The sequence below is a fragment of the Lacinutrix cladophorae genome (assembly GCF_053604645.1).
On the sequence record NZ_JBSHNR010000087.1, the window covers coordinates 109,172 to 126,546 of the forward strand.

31 protein-coding genes are annotated in these 17,375 nt (G+C 33.1%); all 31 read left to right on the forward strand.

Features of this window, described 5'->3' with window-relative positions; all coding sequences use genetic code 11:
* Positions 1-57 precede the first annotated feature (57 nt).
* The 31 genes from rplC (at position 58) to eno (ending at position 17,305) form a co-directional block, all read left to right on the forward strand.
* The gene (gene rplC / locus ACVC3Y_RS05165; RefSeq protein ID WP_303425502.1) at positions 58-675 is read left to right on the forward strand and encodes a 50S ribosomal protein L3; all 618 of its coding nucleotides are present in this window, start codon (positions 58-60) and stop codon (positions 673-675) included.
* Complete coding sequence (gene rplD / locus ACVC3Y_RS05170; RefSeq protein ID WP_303425504.1) at positions 675-1,304, forward strand: 50S ribosomal protein L4; 630 nt, start codon at positions 675-677, stop codon at positions 1,302-1,304. Before rplC ends, rplD begins: the two co-directional genes overlap by 1 nt.
* A 7-nt stretch (positions 1,305-1,311) precedes the next feature.
* Complete coding sequence (gene rplW, locus ACVC3Y_RS05175; RefSeq protein ID WP_055442882.1) at positions 1,312-1,602, forward strand: 50S ribosomal protein L23; 291 nt, start codon at positions 1,312-1,314, stop codon at positions 1,600-1,602.
* Positions 1,603-1,612: 10 nt separating this feature from the next.
* Positions 1,613-2,437: a 50S ribosomal protein L2 gene (gene rplB, locus ACVC3Y_RS05180; RefSeq protein ID WP_303425508.1), complete on the forward strand. Its 825-nt coding sequence runs from the start codon at positions 1,613-1,615 to the stop codon at positions 2,435-2,437.
* A 3-nt stretch (positions 2,438-2,440) separates the two neighbouring features.
* Entirely contained in the window at positions 2,441-2,719 is a 279-nt protein-coding gene (gene rpsS, locus ACVC3Y_RS05185) for a 30S ribosomal protein S19 (RefSeq protein ID WP_072349809.1), read from the forward strand.
* A 4-nt stretch (positions 2,720-2,723) separates the two neighbouring features.
* Positions 2,724-3,131: a 50S ribosomal protein L22 gene (gene rplV / locus ACVC3Y_RS05190; RefSeq protein WP_303425513.1), complete on the forward strand. Its 408-nt coding sequence runs from the start codon at positions 2,724-2,726 to the stop codon at positions 3,129-3,131.
* 7 nt (positions 3,132-3,138) lie between these two features.
* Positions 3,139-3,861 (forward strand): 30S ribosomal protein S3, encoded by a 723-nt coding sequence (gene rpsC, locus ACVC3Y_RS05195; protein ID WP_215966971.1) that lies wholly within the window; start codon positions 3,139-3,141, stop codon positions 3,859-3,861.
* 20 nt (positions 3,862-3,881) lie between these two features.
* Positions 3,882-4,301: a 50S ribosomal protein L16 gene (rplP, locus tag ACVC3Y_RS05200; protein WP_055442878.1), complete on the forward strand. Its 420-nt coding sequence runs from the start codon at positions 3,882-3,884 to the stop codon at positions 4,299-4,301.
* Positions 4,302-4,313: 12 nt separating this feature from the next.
* Positions 4,314-4,505, forward strand: coding sequence for a 50S ribosomal protein L29 (gene rpmC / locus ACVC3Y_RS05205; RefSeq protein ID WP_215967034.1), 192 nt, complete (start codon positions 4,314-4,316; stop codon positions 4,503-4,505).
* Positions 4,506-4,518: 13 nt separating this feature from the next.
* Positions 4,519-4,776: a 30S ribosomal protein S17 gene (gene rpsQ, locus ACVC3Y_RS05210; protein ID WP_013869035.1), complete on the forward strand. Its 258-nt coding sequence runs from the start codon at positions 4,519-4,521 to the stop codon at positions 4,774-4,776.
* Between the two features lie 2 nt (positions 4,777-4,778).
* Positions 4,779-5,147: a 50S ribosomal protein L14 gene (gene rplN, locus ACVC3Y_RS05215; protein WP_183486600.1), complete on the forward strand. Its 369-nt coding sequence runs from the start codon at positions 4,779-4,781 to the stop codon at positions 5,145-5,147.
* Positions 5,148-5,160: 13 nt separating this feature from the next.
* On the forward strand, positions 5,161-5,472 hold the full coding sequence (rplX, locus tag ACVC3Y_RS05220) for a 50S ribosomal protein L24 (RefSeq protein WP_303425524.1): 312 nt from the start codon (positions 5,161-5,163) through the stop codon (positions 5,470-5,472).
* A 2-nt stretch (positions 5,473-5,474) separates the two neighbouring features.
* Positions 5,475-6,026 (forward strand): 50S ribosomal protein L5, encoded by a 552-nt coding sequence (gene rplE, locus ACVC3Y_RS05225; RefSeq protein WP_303425527.1) that lies wholly within the window; start codon positions 5,475-5,477, stop codon positions 6,024-6,026.
* A 3-nt stretch (positions 6,027-6,029) separates the two neighbouring features.
* The gene (rpsN, locus tag ACVC3Y_RS05230) at positions 6,030-6,299 is read left to right on the forward strand and encodes a 30S ribosomal protein S14 (protein ID WP_034043320.1); all 270 of its coding nucleotides are present in this window, start codon (positions 6,030-6,032) and stop codon (positions 6,297-6,299) included.
* Between the two features lie 68 nt (positions 6,300-6,367).
* Complete coding sequence (gene rpsH, locus ACVC3Y_RS05235) at positions 6,368-6,766, forward strand: 30S ribosomal protein S8 (RefSeq protein WP_303425531.1); 399 nt, start codon at positions 6,368-6,370, stop codon at positions 6,764-6,766.
* 17 nt (positions 6,767-6,783) lie between these two features.
* Positions 6,784-7,326 (forward strand): 50S ribosomal protein L6, encoded by a 543-nt coding sequence (gene rplF / locus ACVC3Y_RS05240; RefSeq protein WP_303425533.1) that lies wholly within the window; start codon positions 6,784-6,786, stop codon positions 7,324-7,326.
* Positions 7,327-7,336: 10 nt separating this feature from the next.
* Positions 7,337-7,693: a 50S ribosomal protein L18 gene (gene rplR, locus ACVC3Y_RS05245; protein ID WP_303425534.1), complete on the forward strand. Its 357-nt coding sequence runs from the start codon at positions 7,337-7,339 to the stop codon at positions 7,691-7,693.
* A 6-nt stretch (positions 7,694-7,699) separates the two neighbouring features.
* Positions 7,700-8,224 carry a 30S ribosomal protein S5 gene (gene rpsE, locus ACVC3Y_RS05250; RefSeq protein WP_303425535.1) on the forward strand — a complete coding sequence of 175 codons (525 nt, stop codon included), beginning with the start codon at positions 7,700-7,702 and terminating at the stop codon, positions 8,222-8,224.
* Positions 8,225-8,236: 12 nt separating this feature from the next.
* The gene (gene rpmD, locus ACVC3Y_RS05255; protein ID WP_215966978.1) at positions 8,237-8,419 is read left to right on the forward strand and encodes a 50S ribosomal protein L30; all 183 of its coding nucleotides are present in this window, start codon (positions 8,237-8,239) and stop codon (positions 8,417-8,419) included.
* Between the two features lie 14 nt (positions 8,420-8,433).
* Positions 8,434-8,886: a 50S ribosomal protein L15 gene (gene rplO, locus ACVC3Y_RS05260; protein WP_303425537.1), complete on the forward strand. Its 453-nt coding sequence runs from the start codon at positions 8,434-8,436 to the stop codon at positions 8,884-8,886.
* 13 nt (positions 8,887-8,899) lie between these two features.
* Positions 8,900-10,246 carry a preprotein translocase subunit SecY gene (secY, locus tag ACVC3Y_RS05265; protein ID WP_303425538.1) on the forward strand — a complete coding sequence of 449 codons (1,347 nt, stop codon included), beginning with the start codon at positions 8,900-8,902 and terminating at the stop codon, positions 10,244-10,246.
* 10 nt (positions 10,247-10,256) lie between these two features.
* Positions 10,257-10,472, forward strand: a complete 216-nt coding sequence (gene infA, locus ACVC3Y_RS05270; protein WP_007094967.1) for a translation initiation factor IF-1 — start codon at positions 10,257-10,259, stop codon at positions 10,470-10,472.
* A 10-nt stretch (positions 10,473-10,482) separates the two neighbouring features.
* Positions 10,483-10,599 (forward strand): type B 50S ribosomal protein L36, encoded by a 117-nt coding sequence (ykgO, locus tag ACVC3Y_RS05275; protein WP_013305171.1) that lies wholly within the window; start codon positions 10,483-10,485, stop codon positions 10,597-10,599.
* Between the two features lie 2 nt (positions 10,600-10,601).
* Positions 10,602-10,976 carry a 30S ribosomal protein S13 gene (gene rpsM, locus ACVC3Y_RS05280; protein ID WP_303425539.1) on the forward strand — a complete coding sequence of 125 codons (375 nt, stop codon included), beginning with the start codon at positions 10,602-10,604 and terminating at the stop codon, positions 10,974-10,976.
* A 101-nt stretch (positions 10,977-11,077) separates the two neighbouring features.
* On the forward strand, positions 11,078-11,461 hold the full coding sequence (rpsK, locus tag ACVC3Y_RS05285) for a 30S ribosomal protein S11 (RefSeq protein ID WP_303425541.1): 384 nt from the start codon (positions 11,078-11,080) through the stop codon (positions 11,459-11,461).
* Positions 11,462-11,630: 169 nt separating this feature from the next.
* Positions 11,631-12,236, forward strand: a complete 606-nt coding sequence (rpsD, locus tag ACVC3Y_RS05290; RefSeq protein WP_452226307.1) for a 30S ribosomal protein S4 — start codon at positions 11,631-11,633, stop codon at positions 12,234-12,236.
* A gap of 94 nt (positions 12,237-12,330) precedes the next feature.
* Positions 12,331-13,323, forward strand: coding sequence for a DNA-directed RNA polymerase subunit alpha (locus ACVC3Y_RS05295; RefSeq protein ID WP_303425544.1), 993 nt, complete (start codon positions 12,331-12,333; stop codon positions 13,321-13,323).
* A 61-nt stretch (positions 13,324-13,384) separates the two neighbouring features.
* Positions 13,385-13,855, forward strand: a complete 471-nt coding sequence (rplQ, locus tag ACVC3Y_RS05300; RefSeq protein ID WP_452226308.1) for a 50S ribosomal protein L17 — start codon at positions 13,385-13,387, stop codon at positions 13,853-13,855.
* Positions 13,856-13,953: 98 nt separating this feature from the next.
* Positions 13,954-14,661, forward strand: coding sequence for a hypothetical protein (locus tag ACVC3Y_RS05305; RefSeq protein ID WP_303425547.1), 708 nt, complete (start codon positions 13,954-13,956; stop codon positions 14,659-14,661).
* A 102-nt stretch (positions 14,662-14,763) separates the two neighbouring features.
* On the forward strand, positions 14,764-15,870 hold the full coding sequence (gene carA / locus ACVC3Y_RS05310) for a glutamine-hydrolyzing carbamoyl-phosphate synthase small subunit (protein WP_303425548.1): 1,107 nt from the start codon (positions 14,764-14,766) through the stop codon (positions 15,868-15,870).
* A gap of 142 nt (positions 15,871-16,012) precedes the next feature.
* Positions 16,013-17,305, forward strand: a complete 1,293-nt coding sequence (gene eno, locus ACVC3Y_RS05315; protein ID WP_452226309.1) for a phosphopyruvate hydratase — start codon at positions 16,013-16,015, stop codon at positions 17,303-17,305.
* Positions 17,306-17,375: the final 70 nt, after the last annotated feature.

Genomic DNA, 17,375 nt, shown 5'->3' on the forward strand with positions numbered 1-17,375 from the left:
GAAACGTATTTTCAGCCTTGTTTTTTAATAAATAGTAACAAATAAATAAATAATAATATGTCTGGGTTAATTGGAAAGAAAATCGGTATGACCAGCATCTTTGATGAAAATGGAAAGAACATTCCATGTACAGTAATCGAAGCTGGACCATGTATCGTTACCCAAGTCAGAACTGAAGAAGTGGATGGTTATGAAGCCATTCAACTTGGTTTCGATGACGCGACAGAAAAAAGCGCTACAAAAGCTGACTTAGGTCATGCTAAAAAAGCGGGTACTTCTGTTAAGCGTAAAATCGTTGAATTTCAAGGTTTTGATGCGGAGTACAAATTAGGAGATGCTATAACAGTAGATCACTTTACAGAAGGTGAGTTTGTGGATATAGCTGGAACTTCAAAAGGTAAAGGATTTCAAGGGGTTGTAAAACGTCATGGATTTGGTGGAGTTGGTCAAGCAACGCATGGTCAACATAACCGTTTAAGAGCTCCTGGTTCTATTGGTGCTGCTTCATATCCTGCGAGAGTATTCAAAGGAATGAAAATGGCAGGTAGAATGGGTGGAGACACAGTAAAAGTTCAAAATTTAAGAGTTTTAAAAGTAGTTACTGATAAGAATCTACTTGTGGTTAAAGGATGTGTTCCTGGTCATAAAAACGCTTATGTAATTATTAGAAAATAATGAAAGTAGCAGTTGTAGATATTAACGGAAAAGACACAGGTAGAAAGGTAGACCTTTCTAAAGATGTGTTTGCTATTGAACCTAATAATCATGCTGTATATTTGGATGTTAAGCAATACTTAGCAAACCAAAGACAAGGTACTCACAAAGCTAAAGAAAGAGCGGAGATTACTGGAAGTACACGTAAGATTAAAAAGCAAAAAGGAACAGGTACAGCAAGAGCTGGATCTATTAAGTCTGGAGTTTTTAGAGGAGGAGGTCGTATGTTCGGTCCAAGACCAAGAAACTATAGCTTTAAATTAAATAAAAACCTGAAGCGTTTAGCACGTAAATCAGCTTTAAGTATAAAGGCTAGTGAGAAGTCAATAGTAGTAATCGAAGATTTAAATTTCGATACTCCTAAGACTAAAAATTTCACTGCAGTTTTAAAAGCTTTAGGGTTAGAAAACAAAAAATCACTGTTTGTGTTGGGTGCATCAAATAATAATGTATATTTGTCGTCACGCAATTTAAAAGGCTCTGAAGTGATAATTAACTCAGAGTTAAGCACTTACAAGATTTTAAATGCAAATCAAGTAGTTCTTTTAGAGAGTTCTTTAGAAGGAATTGAAACGAATTTAAGTAAATAAGAAACAAATGAATATCTTAATTAAACCGATAATCACAGAAAAAGCGACAGCAAATAGCGAGTTAAACAACTGCTATACTTTTCAAGTGAATACAAAGGCGAACAAGGTAGAAATTAAAAAAGCGGTGGAAGCTGCTTATGGAGTTTCTGTTGAAAAAGTTCGTACTATAAATGTCCGTCCAGATAGAAGTACTAAGTTTACAAAAACTGGTATTCAACATGGTAAAACAAATGCAGTTAAAAAAGCAATTGTACAACTGGCGGAAGGTGAGATAATTGATTTATACACTAACATGTAATTAAAGACAAATGTCAGTAAGAAAATTAAAACCAATCACACCAGGACAGCGATTTAGAGTAGTTAATGGATTTGACGCCATTACTACTGATAAGCCGGAGAAAAGTTTATTAGCTCCGAATAAAAGGTCTGGTGGTAGAAACAGTCAAGGAAGAATGACCATGCGCTATATAGGTGGAGGTCATAAAAGAAAGTATCGTATTATCGATTTTAAACGTGATAAAGCAGGAGTTCCTGGTGAAGTTATGTCTATTCAATACGATCCAAATAGAACTGCATTCATCGCTTTATTGAATTATCAAGATGGCGAGAAGAGATACATTATTGCTCAAAATGGCTTACAAGTAGGTCAAACAGTAGTGTCAGGTGACACAGCAGGTCCGGAAATAGGAAATGCTATGCCACTAAGTAATATACCGCTAGGTACTATTATTTCTTGTTTAGAGTTGCGTCCAGGTCAAGGAGCTGTTATGGCTCGAAGTGCTGGTGCCTTTGCTCAATTAATGGCAAGAGATGGTAGATTTGCAACTGTAAAATTACCATCAGGTGAAACACGTTTAGTGTTAGTAACATGTATGGCTACAATAGGAGTTGTTTCTAACTCCGATCATCAATTGTTAGTTTCTGGTAAAGCAGGTAGAACAAGATGGTTAGGTAGACGTCCGCGTACTAGACCAGTAGTAATGAATCCTGTTGATCATCCAATGGGTGGTGGAGAAGGAAAATCTTCTGGTGGTCATCCTCGTTCTAGAAATGGTATACCTGCTAAAGGTTATAGAACCCGTTCTAAAACAAAAGCGAGTAATAAATATATTGTAGAACGTAGAAAGAAATAAGACATGTCAAGATCATTAAAAAAAGGACCTTACGTTCATTATAAATTAGAAAAGAAAGTTGCAGCTAACGTAGAAGCAAACAAAAAGACAGTAATCAAAACTTGGTCAAGAGCAAGTATGATTACTCCAGACTTTGTTGGACAAACAATAGCTGTACATAACGGTCGTCAATTTGTGCCAGTTTACGTAACTGAAAACATGGTAGGACATAAGTTAGGAGAATTTTCACCAACAAGATCATTTAGAGGTCACGCTGGTGCTAAAAATAAAGGTAAAAAGTAGAGCTATGGGAAGTCGTAAAAAACAAATGGCAGACGCTATTAAGGAAGCAAAAAAGGAAATCGCTTTTGCAAAACTTAATAATTGTCCTACATCACCAAGAAAAATGCGTTTAGTAGCCGATTTAGTAAGAGGTGAACGCGTAGAAAAAGCACTTAACATTTTAAAGTTTAGTCAAAAAGAAGCTTCAAATCGTTTAGAGAAATTGTTATTGTCTGCAATTGCAAACTGGCAAGCTAAAAACGAAGATGCTAGCATTGAAGAGGCTGAACTATTTGTTAAAGAAATTAGAGTAGATGGAGGAGCAATGTTAAAAAGATTGCGTCCAGCACCTCAAGGTCGTGCACACAGAATAAGAAAACGTTCAAACCACGTAACATTAGTGGTAGGGGCTAACAATAATACACAAAGCTAAGATAGATATGGGACAAAAAACAAATCCAATCGGAAATCGCTTAGGAATTATCAGAGGATGGGAATCTAACTGGTACGGAGGAAACGATTATGGTGATAAGCTTGCCGAAGACGATAAGATCAGAAAATACGTTCATGCACGTTTATCTAAAGCTAGTGTTTCAAGAGTAATCATTGAAAGAACTTTAAAACTTGTAACCGTTACTATCACTACAGCTAGACCTGGTATTATTATCGGAAAAGGTGGACAAGAGGTAGACAAGTTAAAAGAAGAGCTTAAAAAGATTACAGGTAAAGAGGTTCAAATAAATATATTTGAAATCAAAAGACCAGAACTTGACGCATTTTTAGTAGGATCTAGTATTGCTCGTCAAATTGAAAATAGAATTTCATATAGACGTGCTATCAAAATGGCAATTGCTGCTACAATGCGAATGAATGCTGAAGGAATTAAAATCCAAATTAGTGGTCGTTTAAATGGTGCTGAAATGGCACGTAGTGAACACTACAAAGAAGGACGTATTCCTTTATCAACCTTTAGAGCTGATATTGACTATGCTTTAGTTGAGGCACATACTACTTATGGTAGATTAGGTGTGAAAGTATGGATCATGAAAGGCGAAGTATATGGTAAAAGAGAACTTTCTCCGCTTGTTGGATTATCTAAGAAGCAAGGAAAAGGTGGAAGAGGCGGAAGAGATAATAAGAATCAATCTCGTCGTAGAAAGTAATTTTTTAAAGAAAAGACAAAATGTTACAGCCTAAAAGAACAAAATTTAGAAAAATGCAAAAGGGACGTATGAAGGGGAACTCTGGTAGAGGTCACCAATTATCATACGGTACTTTTGGAATAAAATCATTAGATTCAAACTTTTTAACTTCACGTCAAATTGAAGCTGCACGTATTGCTGCTACTCGTTACATGAAAAGAGAAGGATCATTGTGGATTAAAATCTTTCCAGATAAACCAATCACAAAGAAACCACTTGAAGTACGTATGGGTAAAGGTAAAGGTGCTGTAGAATATTGGGCAGCAGTAGTTAAACCAGGAAGAATCTTATTCGAAATCGGTGGAGTGCCATTAGAAGTAGCGCAAGAAGCTTTACGTTTAGCAGCACAAAAACTACCAGTAAAAACTAAGTTTGTAATTGCTAGAGATTATCAAGCATAATAATTTAAGATGATGAAACAATCAGAAATTAAAGAATTATCTACTGCTGAGTTACAAGAGAAACTTAGTGAGACTAGAAGAAGTTATTCAGACCTTAAAATGGCTCATGTAGTATCTCCTTTAGAGAATCCAATACAGTTACGTTCTGTAAGAAGAGCTGTAGCTAGAATTGCGACTGAATTAACTAAAAGAGAATTACAATAATTCAGCTGAAAAGATGGAAAAAAGAAACTTAAGAAAAGAACGTATAGGTGTAGTTACTAGTAACAAAATGATGAAATCAATTGTTGTTGCCGAAGTAAAAAAAGTAAAACACCCTATGTATGGTAAGTTCGTGTTAAAAACAAAGAAATATGTTGCACACGACGAAACAAACGACTGTAACATTGGAGATACAGTAAAGATCATGGAAACAAGACCTTTATCTAAATCTAAATGTTGGAGATTAGTTGAAATAATAGAAAGAGCTAAATAATTATGGTACAAACAGAATCAAGATTAAAGGTAGCTGATAACACTGGAGCAAAAGAGGTTTTAACCATTCGTGTTCTAGGTGGTACAAAAAGAAGATACGCATCTGTAGGTGACAAAATAGTTGTTACAGTAAAAGACGCAACTCCTAATGGAAACATTAAAAAAGGAGCTGTTTCTACTGCAGTTGTAGTACGTACTAAAAAAGAAGTAAGACGTCCAGACGGATCTTATATAAGATTTGACGACAATGCTTGTGTGCTTTTAAACCCAACGGGTGAAATGAGAGGAACACGTGTATTTGGACCTGTTGCTAGAGAACTTCGTGATAAACAATTCATGAAAATTGTATCATTAGCACCAGAAGTGCTTTAATACATTTATAAAGATGACAAAGCTTAAAATAAAATCAGGAGATACAGTAAAAGTAATTGCTGGAGATCATAAAGGATCAGAAGGAAAAGTACTTAAAGTATTAATCGATAAGAACAAAGCGATCGTTGAAGGTATAAACATGGTTAAGAAACATACTAAACCAAGTGCACAAAGCCCTCAAGGTGGAATCGTAGAAAAAGAAGCTGCTATTCAAATATCTAACTTATCGTTGTTAACTTCTAAAGGAGAAACAACAAGAGTAGGTTATAGAATGGAAGGCGATAAGAAAGTAAGATTTTCAAAAAAATCTAATGAAGTAATATAGTTATGGCATATTCACCTAGACTTAAAGAAGAGTATAATAGCAAAATAGTTGCTGCTCTTACAGAAGAATTTAGTTATAAAAATGTAATGCAAGTACCAAAACTTAAAAAGATAGTTTTATCTAAAGGAGTTGGTGCAGCAGTAGCAGATAAAAAGTTAATCGACTACGCGTTAGAAGAATTGACAACTATAACTGGACAAAAAGCGATAGCAACAATATCTAAAAAGGATGTTGCTACTTTTAAATTACGTAAAGGAATGCCAATTGGCGCTAAAGTAACTTTACGTGGAGAAAGAATGTATGAGTTTTTAGACCGTTTAATAACAATTGCCTTACCACGTGTAAGAGATTTTAACGGAATTAAAGCTACAGGATTTGACGGAAGAGGTAACTACAACTTAGGAGTTGTTGAACAAATTATCTTCCCAGAGATTAATATCGATAAGGTAAATAAAATCTCAGGAATGGATATCACATTTGTAACTTCTGCCGAAACAGACAAAGAAGCAAAATCATTATTAACAGAACTAGGATTACCTTTTAAAAAGAACTAAGTTATGGCTAAAGAATCAATGAAAGCCCGCGAGGTTAAAAGAGCAAAAACAGTAGCAAAATATGCTGAAAAACGTAAAGCTTTAAAAGAAGCTGGAGATTATGAAGCATTACAAAAGTTACCTAAAAATGCTTCGCCAGTGCGTATGCACAATAGATGTAAATTAACAGGAAGACCAAAAGGTTACATGCGTACATTTGGTATCTCTCGTGTTACATTTAGAGAAATGGCAAATCAAGGCTTAATCCCAGGTGTTAGAAAAGCAAGTTGGTAAAATTAAATATAATCAGATTTTAGGTTCAACACCAACGTTGAAAACCAAGATCACAAAATCAATTAGTTATGTATACAGATCCAATAGCGGATTATTTAACTAGAGTTCGAAATGCGGTAAGAGCAAACCACAGAGTGGTGGAAATACCTGCTTCTAACTTGAAAAAAGAAATTACTAAAATATTATTCGATCAAGGATATATTTTAAGTTACAAGTTTGATGATTCTTCTGTACAAGGAACAATTAAAATTGCCCTTAAGTACAATAAAGAAACAAAAGAACCAGTAATTAAGAAAATTCAAAGAATCAGTAAACCAGGTTTACGTAAGTATGCAAGTTCAAAAGAATTGCCTAGAATCTTAAACGGTCTTGGTATTGCCATAGTTTCTACTTCTCATGGAGTAATGACAGGTAAGCAAGCACAAAGAGATAATGTAGGTGGTGAAGTACTTTGTTACGTTTACTAATTTAAAGCCCAAAAGAAATGTCAAGAATAGGAAATAATCCAGTAGCCATTCCAGAAGGCGTAACAGTAGACATTAAAGATAATGTTGTTACTGTAAAAGGTAAATTAGGAGAATTAACACAAAACTTTGATACTATAGAAATCAAAGTAGAAGATGGTAACGTGATGGTTACTCGTTCTTCAGACTCTAAAGATCAAAAAGCAAAACATGGTTTATATAGATCATTGATGCATAATATGATTGAAGGTGTATCTAAAGGATGGACTAAACAGTTAGAGTTAGTAGGTGTAGGATATAGAGCATCAAACCAAGGGCAAAAGTTAGATTTAGCTTTAGGTTTTTCGCATAACATAGTATTGGATATAGCTCCTGAAGTTAAAATTGAAACAGTTTCAGATAAAGGAAAAAATCCAATAATAAAATTAACATCTCACGACAAACAACTTGTTGGACAGGTAGCTGCAAAAATACGTGGCTTCCGTAGACCAGAACCTTACAAAGGTAAAGGAGTTAAGTTTGTAGGAGAAGTATTAAGAAGAAAAGCAGGTAAATCAGCTTAATAAATAAGTTATGGCACTATCAAAATTCGAAAGAAGAATAAGAATAAAAAACAGAATTCGTAAGACTGTATCTGGTACAGAAACAAGACCAAGATTATCTGTTTTTAGAAGTAATAAAGAAATTTATGCTCAAATAGTTGATGATGTAACTGGTAAAACTATCAGTGCTGCATCTTCAAGAGATAAAGACATTAGTTCTGCTAAAGGTAATAAAACAGAAGTAGCTACATTAGTAGGTAAATCTGTGGCCGAAAAAGCAATAAAAGCTGGTATTAATACAATCTCTTTTGACAGAGGTGGTTATTTATATCATGGTAGAGTAAAATCATTAGCTGAAGGAGCTAGAGAAGCAGGACTTAAATTCTAAGAAATTATGTATCAAAAATACAAAAGCGCAGAGCTAGTAAAACCAAGTGGATTAGATCTTAAAGATCGTTTAGTTGGAGTACAAAGAGTTACTAAAGTAACTAAAGGTGGTAGAGCATTTGGTTTTTCAGCAATCGTAGTGGTTGGTGATGAAGCGGGTGTAGTAGGACACGGTTTAGGAAAATCTAAAGACGTTGCTAGTGCAATTGCAAAAGCAGTAGAAGACGCAAAGAAAAACCTAGTACGTATTCCTTTAATAAAAAGTACTTTACCACACGGACAAAAAGGAAAATTTGGTGGAGCAAGAGTAAACATCATTCCTGCAGCTCCTGGTACAGGAGTAATTGCTGGAGGAGCTGTAAGAACAGTTCTTGAGGCAGTTGGAGTACATGATGTATTATCAAAATCTCAAGGTTCATCAAACCCTCATAACGTAGTAAAAGCAACATTTGATGCTTTATTACAATTAAGAGATGCAAGAACAATTGCTCGTGATAGAGGAGTTTCTCTTGAAAAAGTTTTTAAAGGATAATAAAGGAAAACGATGGCAAAGATAAAAGTAAAAAAAGTAAAGAGTGCAATCAATCGTACGCAAAGACAAAAGAGAACTTTAGAAGCTCTTGGTCTTAAAAAGATTGGTCAAGTAGTAGAGCACGATGCCACACCAAATATCCTTGGTATGGTTGCTAAAGTTTCACATTTAGTTTCTGTTGAAGAAGCAAAATAATATAACACTTACAAATGGATTTAAGTAATTTAAAACCTGCAGAAGGTTCAGTAAAAAATCAAGGTAAACGAATAGGTCGTGGTCAAGGTACTGGAAAAGGTGGTACTGCAACACGTGGTCACAAAGGTGCTAAATCTCGTTCTGGTTACTCGAAAAAAGTTGGTTTTGAAGGAGGTCAAATGCCTATCCAACGTCGTGTACCTAAATTTGGTTTTACTAATATTAACCGTAAAGAATATCAAGGTATAAACTTAGATAAACTACAACAGTTAATTGACGACAAAGTAATTAAAGATACTCTTGATTTAGATACAATGATAGCATTACGTTTAGCTGGCAAAAATGAGCTAGTAAAAATATTAGGACGTGGTGAATTAAAATCTAAATTAACAGTAACAGCTCATAAATTTACAGCAACTGCAAAAGCAGCTATCGAAGCAGCTGGAGGAGAAGCAGTAACTTTATAATTAATTAAGAAGCATGAAATTTATAGAGACATTAAAGAATGTTTGGAAAATTGAAGAACTAAGAAACCGTATAATCTTAACATTAGGTTTACTCTTGGTATATCGTTTTGGAGCACAGGTAGTACTTCCAGGTATTGATGCTTCACAATTAGAAGGTATACAAGGTAATACTGAAGATGGTTTATTAGGTTTGTTAAATGCATTTACAGGAGGAGCATTTGCTAATGCTTCTGTTTTTGCTCTTGGTATCATGCCTTACATTTCTGCTTCGATTGTAGTACAATTAATGGGAATAGCTATTCCTTATTTACAAAAACTACAAAAAGAAGGAGCAAGTGGACAAAAGAAAATCACGCAAATAACACGTTGGTTAACTATTGCAATATGTTTGGTACAAGCTCCTGGATATCTAGCTAGCTTACCAGCTTTAGGAATTCCTCAATCAGCCTTTTTATTAGGCCAAGGAGGTTTATTTTATTTTTCTTCTGTTATTATTTTAGTAACAGGATGTATTTTTGCAATGTGGTTAGGTGAGAAGATTACAGATAAAGGTATTGGTAATGGTATTTCCTTATTAATTATGGTTGGTATAATAGCAACCTTGCCTAAAAACTTCTTATTAAACGCTTCTTCTAGATTAGAAGGTAATAATGTAATGTTAATTCTTTTTGAACTAGTAATTTGGTTAGCAATTATTGCAGCATGTATCATGTTAGTAATGGCTGTTAGAAAAATAGCAGTACAATATGCAAGAAGAACTGCATCTGGAGGATACGAGAAAAACGTATTTGGTGGTGCAAGACAGTTTATTCCATTAAAGCTTAATGCCTCAGGAGTAATGCCAATTATATTTGCACAAGCAATTATGTTTGTGCCAGGTTTAATAGGTAGTTCTTCGTTCTTAAAAGATACTTCGGCTGGACAATGGATGCAAACTAATTTTTCAGATATGTTTGGCTTTTGGTATAACTTAATATTTGCTTTATTAATTATTATATTTACATATTTTTATACTGCAATTACAGTACCAACAAATAAGATGGCAGATGATCTAAAACGTAGTGGAGGATTTATTCCTGGCATACGCCCTGGATCTGAAACATCAGAATATTTAGATAAAATCATGTCGCAAATCACATTACCTGGTTCTATATTTTTAGCACTTATTGCTGTGTTCCCAGCATTTATAGTTAAGCTAATGAATGTACAATCTGGTTGGGCTTTATTTTTTGGTGGAACATCACTATTAATTATGGTTGGAGTTGCAATTGATACTATGCAACAAGTAAATTCTTACTTGTTAAATAGACACTATGACGGCTTGATGAAAACTGGTAAAAATAGAAAAGCAGTAGCTTAATTTATATACTATGGCAAAACAAGCAGCAATAGAACAAGACGGAACAATTATTGAAGCATTATCAAATGCTATGTTTCGTGTTGAATTAGAAAATGGTCACATTGTGACTGCACACATTTCCGGTAAAATGCGTATGCATTATATTAAATTATTACCAGGAGATAAAGTAAAATTAGAAATGAGTCCTTACGATTTAACGAAGGCTCGTATAACTTATAGATACTAATACCAATACGATGAAAGTAAGAGCATCAGTTAAAAAAAGAAGCGCAGATTGCAAAATAGTGCGTAGAAAAGGTAGACTTTACGTGATTAACAAAAAGAATCCTAGATTCAAACAAAGACAAGGGTAATTATGGCAAGAATTGCAGGTGTAGACATACCAAAACAGAAAAGAGGAGTAATCTCTCTAACTTATATCTACGGAGTAGGTAGAAGCAGATCAAAAGAAATTTTAGCTTCAGCTAAAGTTGATGAAAGTATTAAAGTTCAAGATTGGAACGATGACCAAATAGCAGCCATTCGTGATGCTGTAGGTTCGTATACAATTGAAGGTGAATTACGTTCTGAAACACAATTAAACATTAAGCGATTAATGGATATTGGATGTTACAGAGGTATTCGTCATAGATCTGGTCTTCCATTAAGAGGACAACGTACTAAAAACAACTCTAGAACTAGAAAAGGTAGAAGAAAAACTGTTGCTAACAAGAAAAAAGCAACTAAATAATAACATAGTCTTTAGTCTTTAGACGTTGGAAAGAATCTGTTTGAAATTTAACGGTTTAGGATTCTAGCGACTATTAACTATTACTAAAAGCTAAATATAATATGGCAAAGTCAAGTACTAAAAAACGTAAAGTTATAGTTGATGCAGTTGGAGAAGTACACATTACAGCTTCTTTTAACAACATCATTATTTCACTTACTAACAAAAAAGGAGACGTTATTTCATGGTCTTCTGCTGGTAAAATGGGATTCAGAGGTTCTAAAAAGAACACTCCTTATGCTGCACAATTAGCTGCAGAAGATGCTGCTGCTGTAGCACAAGAAGCTGGGTTAAAGAAAGTGAAAGCTTACGTTAAAGGACCTGGAAATGGTAGAGAATCTGCTATTCGTTCTATTCATAATGCAGGAATTGAAGTAACAGAAATTATTGATGTTACTCCATTACCACATAATGGATGTCGTCCTCCTAAAAGAAGAAGAGTATAATTTATATATTTAATTAATTTAATAGCAACTGTTTTTATAGTTGCTATTAAATTTTTTATATGTAAATTTGCAAACTGAAAAATATAAACAAGTATCAACAAGAGATCAACGTTTGTCGAAGGATAAGATTAAGACCTTAATTCACAAACACTCTTAAAAACAATTTAAAATGGCAAGATATACTGGTCCTAAAACTAAAATAGCTCGTAAATTTGGTGAAGCTATATTTGGAGAAGATAAATCTTTTGAAAAAAGAAATTACCCTCCAGGACAACACGGAAACGCTAGACGTCGTGGAAAAAAATCTGAATACGCAATCCAGTTAATGGAAAAACAAAAAGCTAAATATACTTATGGTATTTTAGAGCGTCAATTTAGAGGTTTATTCAAAAAAGCAACTGCTGCACAAGGTATTACAGGTGAAGTTTTATTACAACTTTGCGAATCTAGATTAGACAATGTAGTATTTAGAATGGGAATTTCTCCTTCTAGAAGTGGCGCTAGACAATTAGTATCTCACAGACACATAACCGTAAATGGTGAGTTAGTAAATATTCCTTCTTATTCTTTAAAAGCAGGAGATGTTGTAGCTGTAAGAGAAAAATCAAAATCACTTGAAACTATTGATAAATCTTTATCAAACTCAAGTAACGTATACGAGTGGATTACTTGGAATAATGATACAAAGCAAGGAACTTATGTTTCTGTTCCTGCTAGAATTCAAATTCCAGAAAACATTAATGAGCAATTCATCGTAGAATTATATTCTAAATAATAAATAACCCACATTGGTATTTAGCCAAAGGATTTATTAGTCTTCTTCATACTTATAAATCGCGCAACTAAATAACAATTAAAACGAAGAAAATATGGCAGTATTTAATTTTCAAAAACCAGATAAAGTAATCATGATCGATTCTACTGACTTCGAAGGTAAATTCGAATTCAGACCATTAGAACCTGGTTATGGATTAACAGTTGGAAACGCTTTAAGAAGAGTTTTACTTTCTTCTTTAGAAGGATTTGCAATTACATCAGTAAGAATGGAAGGAGTAGATCACGAATTTTCTACTATCGCAGGTGTTGTTGAAGATGTTACAGAAATGATATTAAACTTAAAACAAATGCGTTTTAAGCGTCAAATAGAAGATGTAGATAACGAATCTGTTTCTATCTCTATTTCTGGCCAAGAACAAATTACAGCTGGAGATTTTCAAAAGTTTATTTCAGGATTTCAAGTATTAAATTCAGAATTAGTAATCTGTAATTTAGATCCTAAAGTAAACATTAACATGGAAATTACAATTGAAAAAGGAAGAGGTTATGTACCTGCAGAAGAAAACAAAAAATCATCTGCACCAATTGGTACAATCTTTACAGATTCTATTTATACACCTATAAAAAATGTTAAATATAGTATTGAGAATTTTCGTGTAGAACAAAAAACAGATTACGAAAAATTAGTTTTCGAAATTGTAACAGATGGTTCTATCACACCTCAAGATGCTTTAACAGAAGGAGCAAAAACGCTTATTCACCACTTTATGTTATTCTCAGATGAGCGTATCACATTAGAAGCGGATGAAATTGCACAAACTGAAACTTATGATGAAGAATCTCTTCACATGAGACAATTGCTTAAAACAAAATTAGTAGATATGGATTTATCTGTACGTGCACTTAATTGTTTAAAAGCTGCAGAAGTAGATACTTTAGGTGACTTAGTATCTTTCAATAAAAATGACTTAATGAAATTCCGTAACTTCGGTAAAAAGTCATTAACAGAGCTTGAAGAGCTTGTAAATGTTAAAGGTTTGAACTTTGGTATGGACCTTTCAAAATATAAATTAGATAAAGATTAATTACTTCATAGTTTGCTCCTCTAAAGAGAGTAGAGCTAGATGAAGCTAAAACAAAAATGTCATGAGACACGGAAAAAAAGTAAATCACTTAGGTAGACAAACAGCGCACAGAAAAGCAATGTTAGCAAATATGGCTTGTTCTTTAATAGAACACAAACGTATTAATACAACTGTAGCTAAAGCTAAAGCGTTAAAAGGTTTTGTTGAACCAATGATCACAAAGTCTAAAGAAGATACTACACATAACAGACGTATTGTTATGTCTAGATTAAGACAGAAAGATGCAGTAACAGAATTATTTAGAGAAGTTGCTACTAAAGTTGGTGATCGTCCAGGTGGTTATACTCGTATAATTAAGCTAGGAAATCGTTTAGGGGATAATGCAGATATGGCAATGATCGAACTTGTAGATTATAATGAAATCTACAATGCAGACAAAAAACCTAAGAAAACTACTCGTAGAAGTAGAAGAGGTGGAAATAAAGAAGTTGCACCAGTTGCAGAGACTAAAGCTACTAACGAAGAAGAATAAAAAAATAACATTTTTTTAACTTTTAATCAAAAGACAAACTTAATTAAGTTTGTCTTTTTTTTTATATTTACATCTAGAATAAACACTAAAATCTTATTATGAAAAAACTAATTTTTATTGCACTCTTTATGAGTGTCACAATTTCTTTTGCACAAAGTAGTACTACAATTTTACCCGATGGAGGAGGAAATAATGGTAGTGATATACAGAATATTAATGGAAGAAGCGGATTTTGGATAAATTCTACAATATCAAGTGATTTAGAAGGTACTTTTTATTTATATAACAATTGGATAAATAGAGCAGAAGTTCATGATGTAAGTGGTAAAGGATATAATATACCAAATTGTAACTTTAATGTGAAATTTAACCGTATTGAAGCTCTTTTAGATAATGATAAAACCGGTAAGGTTTTTGCTTTTAATAATAGAGATTTAACCAAAGTAAAGATTGGTAGAAAATCTTTTGTTAAAAAAAGTATCGATAAAGGACAAAGTTATTTATTAGAAGTAGTACATGAAGGTAAAGAAATAGCATTATTTAAAGCATATAGCCCAACAATAACAACTACTAGAATTAACCCTATGACTCAACAAAAAATGGGTAAAGATAAAATAGATATTACTTCTAGTTATTATGTAGAGAAAAATGGTGAAATTGAAGCTATTAAAATTAAAAAGTCAAGCGTTTTAAAGTTAATGGCTAATAAAAAAGAAGCGGTTAAAAGCTTTATTAAAGAAAATAAACTTTCTGTCTCAGAAGATGCTGATCTTTTTAAAATATTTCAATATTATGATACATTATAGTAATTGTTAATAAGGATATAAAAATATAAAGGATAAACTATTTTAGTTTATCCTTTTTTTTATGCAATTTTGTAAACCAAACAACACTACAAAACACACACAATGAAATACCAATCTCTTAGAAAAGCAATCATTCTATTAGCAGATGGAACCATTTTTCATGGTAAAGCAGTCGCTAATAAAGAAGGAACTTCTTTTGGAGAAGTTTGTTTTAATACTGGAATGACAGGTTATCAAGAAATTTTCACAGACCCTTCTTACTTTGGCCAACTAATGGTAACAACCAATGCACATATTGGTAATTATGGTACAAATACCGAAGAAATAGAATCGGATGCTATAAAAATTGCAGGATTAATCTGTAAGAATTTTAGTTACGAGTATTCTCGAGATGCAGCAGATGCTTCATTAGAAGAATTTTTAGACAAAAACAACCTTTTAGCTATTTCAGATATAGATACAAGAGCTCTTGTAAGTTATATTAGAGATAATGGGGCTATGAATGCAGTAATTTCTACAGATGTTGAAAATATTGATGGACTAAAAAAAGAACTTGCTCAAATACCAAAAATGCAAGGTTTAGAACTAGCTTCAAAAGTTTCAACTAAAGAAGCCTATTATTTTGGAAATGAAAATGCTTCTTTAAAAATTGCAGCTCTAGATATAGGAATTAAAAAGAACATACTTCGAAACTTAGCAAAAAGAGACGCGTACATTAAAGTGTTTCCATACAACGCTAAATTTGAAGAATTAGAAGCATGGAATCCAGATGGATATTTCTTGTCTAATGGACCAGGAGATCCTGAACCTCTAATAGAAGCTCAACAAGTAGCAAAAGAGATTATTAAAAAAGACTTACCATTGTTTGGTATCTGTTTAGGGCATCAAGTTATTGCTTTAGCCAACGGAATCTCTACTTATAAAATGCATAATGGACATAGAGGTATTAACCATCCAGTAAAGAATTTAATAACAGGTAAAGGAGAAATTACTTCGCAAAATCATGGGTTTGCAATTAATAGAGAAGAAACAGAAGCACATCCAGACCTAGAAATAACACACCTACACCTTAATGATGATACCGTTGCAGGAATTAAAATGAAAAGCAAAAACTGTTTTTCGGTACAATATCATCCAGAAGCTAGTCCTGGACCACATGATTCATCTTATTTATTTGATGAGTTTATTAAAAACATTAGAGCTAATTAATACAAAAAAGACAACAAAAATAGAACTTTGTTGTCTTTTCTGTTTTACTAAAACGTTATCGAAACAATTATAAATAATTCTTTAATTAACTTACTAAATAAAAGATAATTAAAAGTAAATTTGAACAACAAAAACATATTTTATGAGCATTATAATTAATATTCACGCAAGACAAATTTTAGATTCAAGAGGAAATCCAACAGTAGAAGTAGATGTTATTACAGAAAATGGATTTTTAGGAAGAGCAGCTGTACCATCAGGTGCTTCAACAGGAGAACACGAAGCTGTAGAGCTACGTGATGGTGGAAAAGCATTCATGGGAAAAGGTGTAACCAAAGCTGTAACTAATGTGAATACAATTATTGCAGAGGAATTATTAGGTGTTTCTGTTTTTGATCAAAATGATATTGATCAAATCATGATAGATTTAGATGGTACCCCAAACAAATCTAAATTAGGAGCAAATGCAATTTTAGGAGTTTCCTTAGCCGTTGCAAAAGCAGCAGCAAATGAATTAGCTTTACCATTATATCGTTATGTAGGAGGTGTTTCAGCTAACACATTACCAGTTCCAATGATGAATATCATTAATGGAGGCTCACATAGTGATGCACCAATAGCTTTTCAAGAATTTATGGTAATGCCTGTAAAAGCTAAAAACTTTACACATGCAATGCAAATGGGAACGGAAATTTTCCATAACTTAAAAAAAGTATTGCACGATAGAGGATTAAGCACAGCTGTTGGAGATGAAGGTGGTTTTGCACCAAACCTAGAAGGAGGAACAGAAGATGCTTTAGAAACTATTGCAAAAGCAGTAGATAATGCAGGATACAAATTAGGAGACGATGTTATGATTGCTTTAGATTGTGCTTCTGCAGAATTTTATGTAGACGGAAAATACGATTACACTAAATTTGAAGGAGACAAAGGAAAAGTAAGAACAAGTAAAGAACAAGCAGATTACTTAGCCGAATTAGCAGCTAAATACCCAATAATATCTATTGAAGATGGAATGGATGAAAACGATTGGGACGGTTGGAAATATTTAACAGAGAAAATTGGCGATAAAGTGCAATTAGTTGGAGATGATTTATTTGTAACTAACGTAGAACGTTTATTAAGAGGTATAGAAAGTAATACCGCAAATTCTATTTTAATAAAAGTTAATCAAATTGGTACATTAACAGAAACTATTGCAGCTGTAAATATGGCTCACAACGCTGGTTACACTTCTGTAATGTCTCATAGATCTGGTGAAACAGAAGATAATACTATTGCCGATTTAGCAGTTGCTTTAAATTGTGGGCAAATAAAAACAGGTTCTGCATCTCGTAGTGATAGAATGGCAAAATACAACCAATTACTTCGTATAGAAGAAGAATTAGGACAAGTAGCTTACTACCCGAAAGAGAAAGCTTTTAAAATAAAGTAGATTTTTTAGTTTAAAAGAAGAGTTCTATTCTTCAACTTTTAAAGTTCGATTAATCTCTACAATAAATAAA

Bases quoted from the DNA above. Each gene is read 5' to 3' on its own strand.
- rpsE (WP_303425535.1), top strand. From the start codon at position 7,700: ATGTATCAAAAATACAAAAGCGCAGAGCTAGTAAAACCAAGTGGATTA.
- infA (WP_007094967.1), top strand. From the start codon at position 10,257: ATGGCAAAACAAGCAGCAATAGAACAAGACGGAACAATTATTGAAGCA.
- rplV (WP_303425513.1), top strand. From the start codon at position 2,724: ATGGGAAGTCGTAAAAAACAAATGGCAGACGCTATTAAGGAAGCAAAA.
- rpsK (WP_303425541.1), top strand. From the start codon at position 11,078: ATGGCAAAGTCAAGTACTAAAAAACGTAAAGTTATAGTTGATGCAGTT.
- carA (WP_303425548.1), top strand. From the start codon at position 14,764: ATGAAATACCAATCTCTTAGAAAAGCAATCATTCTATTAGCAGATGGA.
- rplB (WP_303425508.1), top strand. From the start codon at position 1,613: ATGTCAGTAAGAAAATTAAAACCAATCACACCAGGACAGCGATTTAGA.
- rplD (WP_303425504.1), top strand. From the start codon at position 675: ATGAAAGTAGCAGTTGTAGATATTAACGGAAAAGACACAGGTAGAAAG.
- rplF (WP_303425533.1), top strand. From the start codon at position 6,784: ATGTCAAGAATAGGAAATAATCCAGTAGCCATTCCAGAAGGCGTAACA.
- rpsM (WP_303425539.1), top strand. From the start codon at position 10,602: ATGGCAAGAATTGCAGGTGTAGACATACCAAAACAGAAAAGAGGAGTA.
- rplW (WP_055442882.1), top strand. From the start codon at position 1,312: ATGAATATCTTAATTAAACCGATAATCACAGAAAAAGCGACAGCAAAT.
- ACVC3Y_RS05305 (WP_303425547.1), top strand. From the start codon at position 13,954: ATGAAAAAACTAATTTTTATTGCACTCTTTATGAGTGTCACAATTTCT.
- rpsQ (WP_013869035.1), top strand. From the start codon at position 4,519: ATGGAAAAAAGAAACTTAAGAAAAGAACGTATAGGTGTAGTTACTAGT.
- rpsS (WP_072349809.1), top strand. From the start codon at position 2,441: ATGTCAAGATCATTAAAAAAAGGACCTTACGTTCATTATAAATTAGAA.
- rplC (WP_303425502.1), top strand. From the start codon at position 58: ATGTCTGGGTTAATTGGAAAGAAAATCGGTATGACCAGCATCTTTGAT.
- rplE (WP_303425527.1), top strand. From the start codon at position 5,475: ATGGCATATTCACCTAGACTTAAAGAAGAGTATAATAGCAAAATAGTT.
- ACVC3Y_RS05295 (WP_303425544.1), top strand. From the start codon at position 12,331: ATGGCAGTATTTAATTTTCAAAAACCAGATAAAGTAATCATGATCGAT.
- secY (WP_303425538.1), top strand. From the start codon at position 8,900: ATGAAATTTATAGAGACATTAAAGAATGTTTGGAAAATTGAAGAACTA.
- rplX (WP_303425524.1), top strand. From the start codon at position 5,161: ATGACAAAGCTTAAAATAAAATCAGGAGATACAGTAAAAGTAATTGCT.
- rplR (WP_303425534.1), top strand. From the start codon at position 7,337: ATGGCACTATCAAAATTCGAAAGAAGAATAAGAATAAAAAACAGAATT.
- rpsD (WP_452226307.1), top strand. From the start codon at position 11,631: ATGGCAAGATATACTGGTCCTAAAACTAAAATAGCTCGTAAATTTGGT.
- rpsN (WP_034043320.1), top strand. From the start codon at position 6,030: ATGGCTAAAGAATCAATGAAAGCCCGCGAGGTTAAAAGAGCAAAAACA.
- rplQ (WP_452226308.1), top strand. From the start codon at position 13,385: ATGAGACACGGAAAAAAAGTAAATCACTTAGGTAGACAAACAGCGCAC.
- rplN (WP_183486600.1), top strand. From the start codon at position 4,779: ATGGTACAAACAGAATCAAGATTAAAGGTAGCTGATAACACTGGAGCA.
- rpmC (WP_215967034.1), top strand. From the start codon at position 4,314: ATGAAACAATCAGAAATTAAAGAATTATCTACTGCTGAGTTACAAGAG.
- rpsH (WP_303425531.1), top strand. From the start codon at position 6,368: ATGTATACAGATCCAATAGCGGATTATTTAACTAGAGTTCGAAATGCG.
- rplO (WP_303425537.1), top strand. From the start codon at position 8,434: ATGGATTTAAGTAATTTAAAACCTGCAGAAGGTTCAGTAAAAAATCAA.
- rplP (WP_055442878.1), top strand. From the start codon at position 3,882: ATGTTACAGCCTAAAAGAACAAAATTTAGAAAAATGCAAAAGGGACGT.
- ykgO (WP_013305171.1), top strand. From the start codon at position 10,483: ATGAAAGTAAGAGCATCAGTTAAAAAAAGAAGCGCAGATTGCAAAATA.
- rpsC (WP_215966971.1), top strand. From the start codon at position 3,139: ATGGGACAAAAAACAAATCCAATCGGAAATCGCTTAGGAATTATCAGA.
- eno (WP_452226309.1), top strand. From the start codon at position 16,013: ATGAGCATTATAATTAATATTCACGCAAGACAAATTTTAGATTCAAGA.
- rpmD (WP_215966978.1), top strand. From the start codon at position 8,237: ATGGCAAAGATAAAAGTAAAAAAAGTAAAGAGTGCAATCAATCGTACG.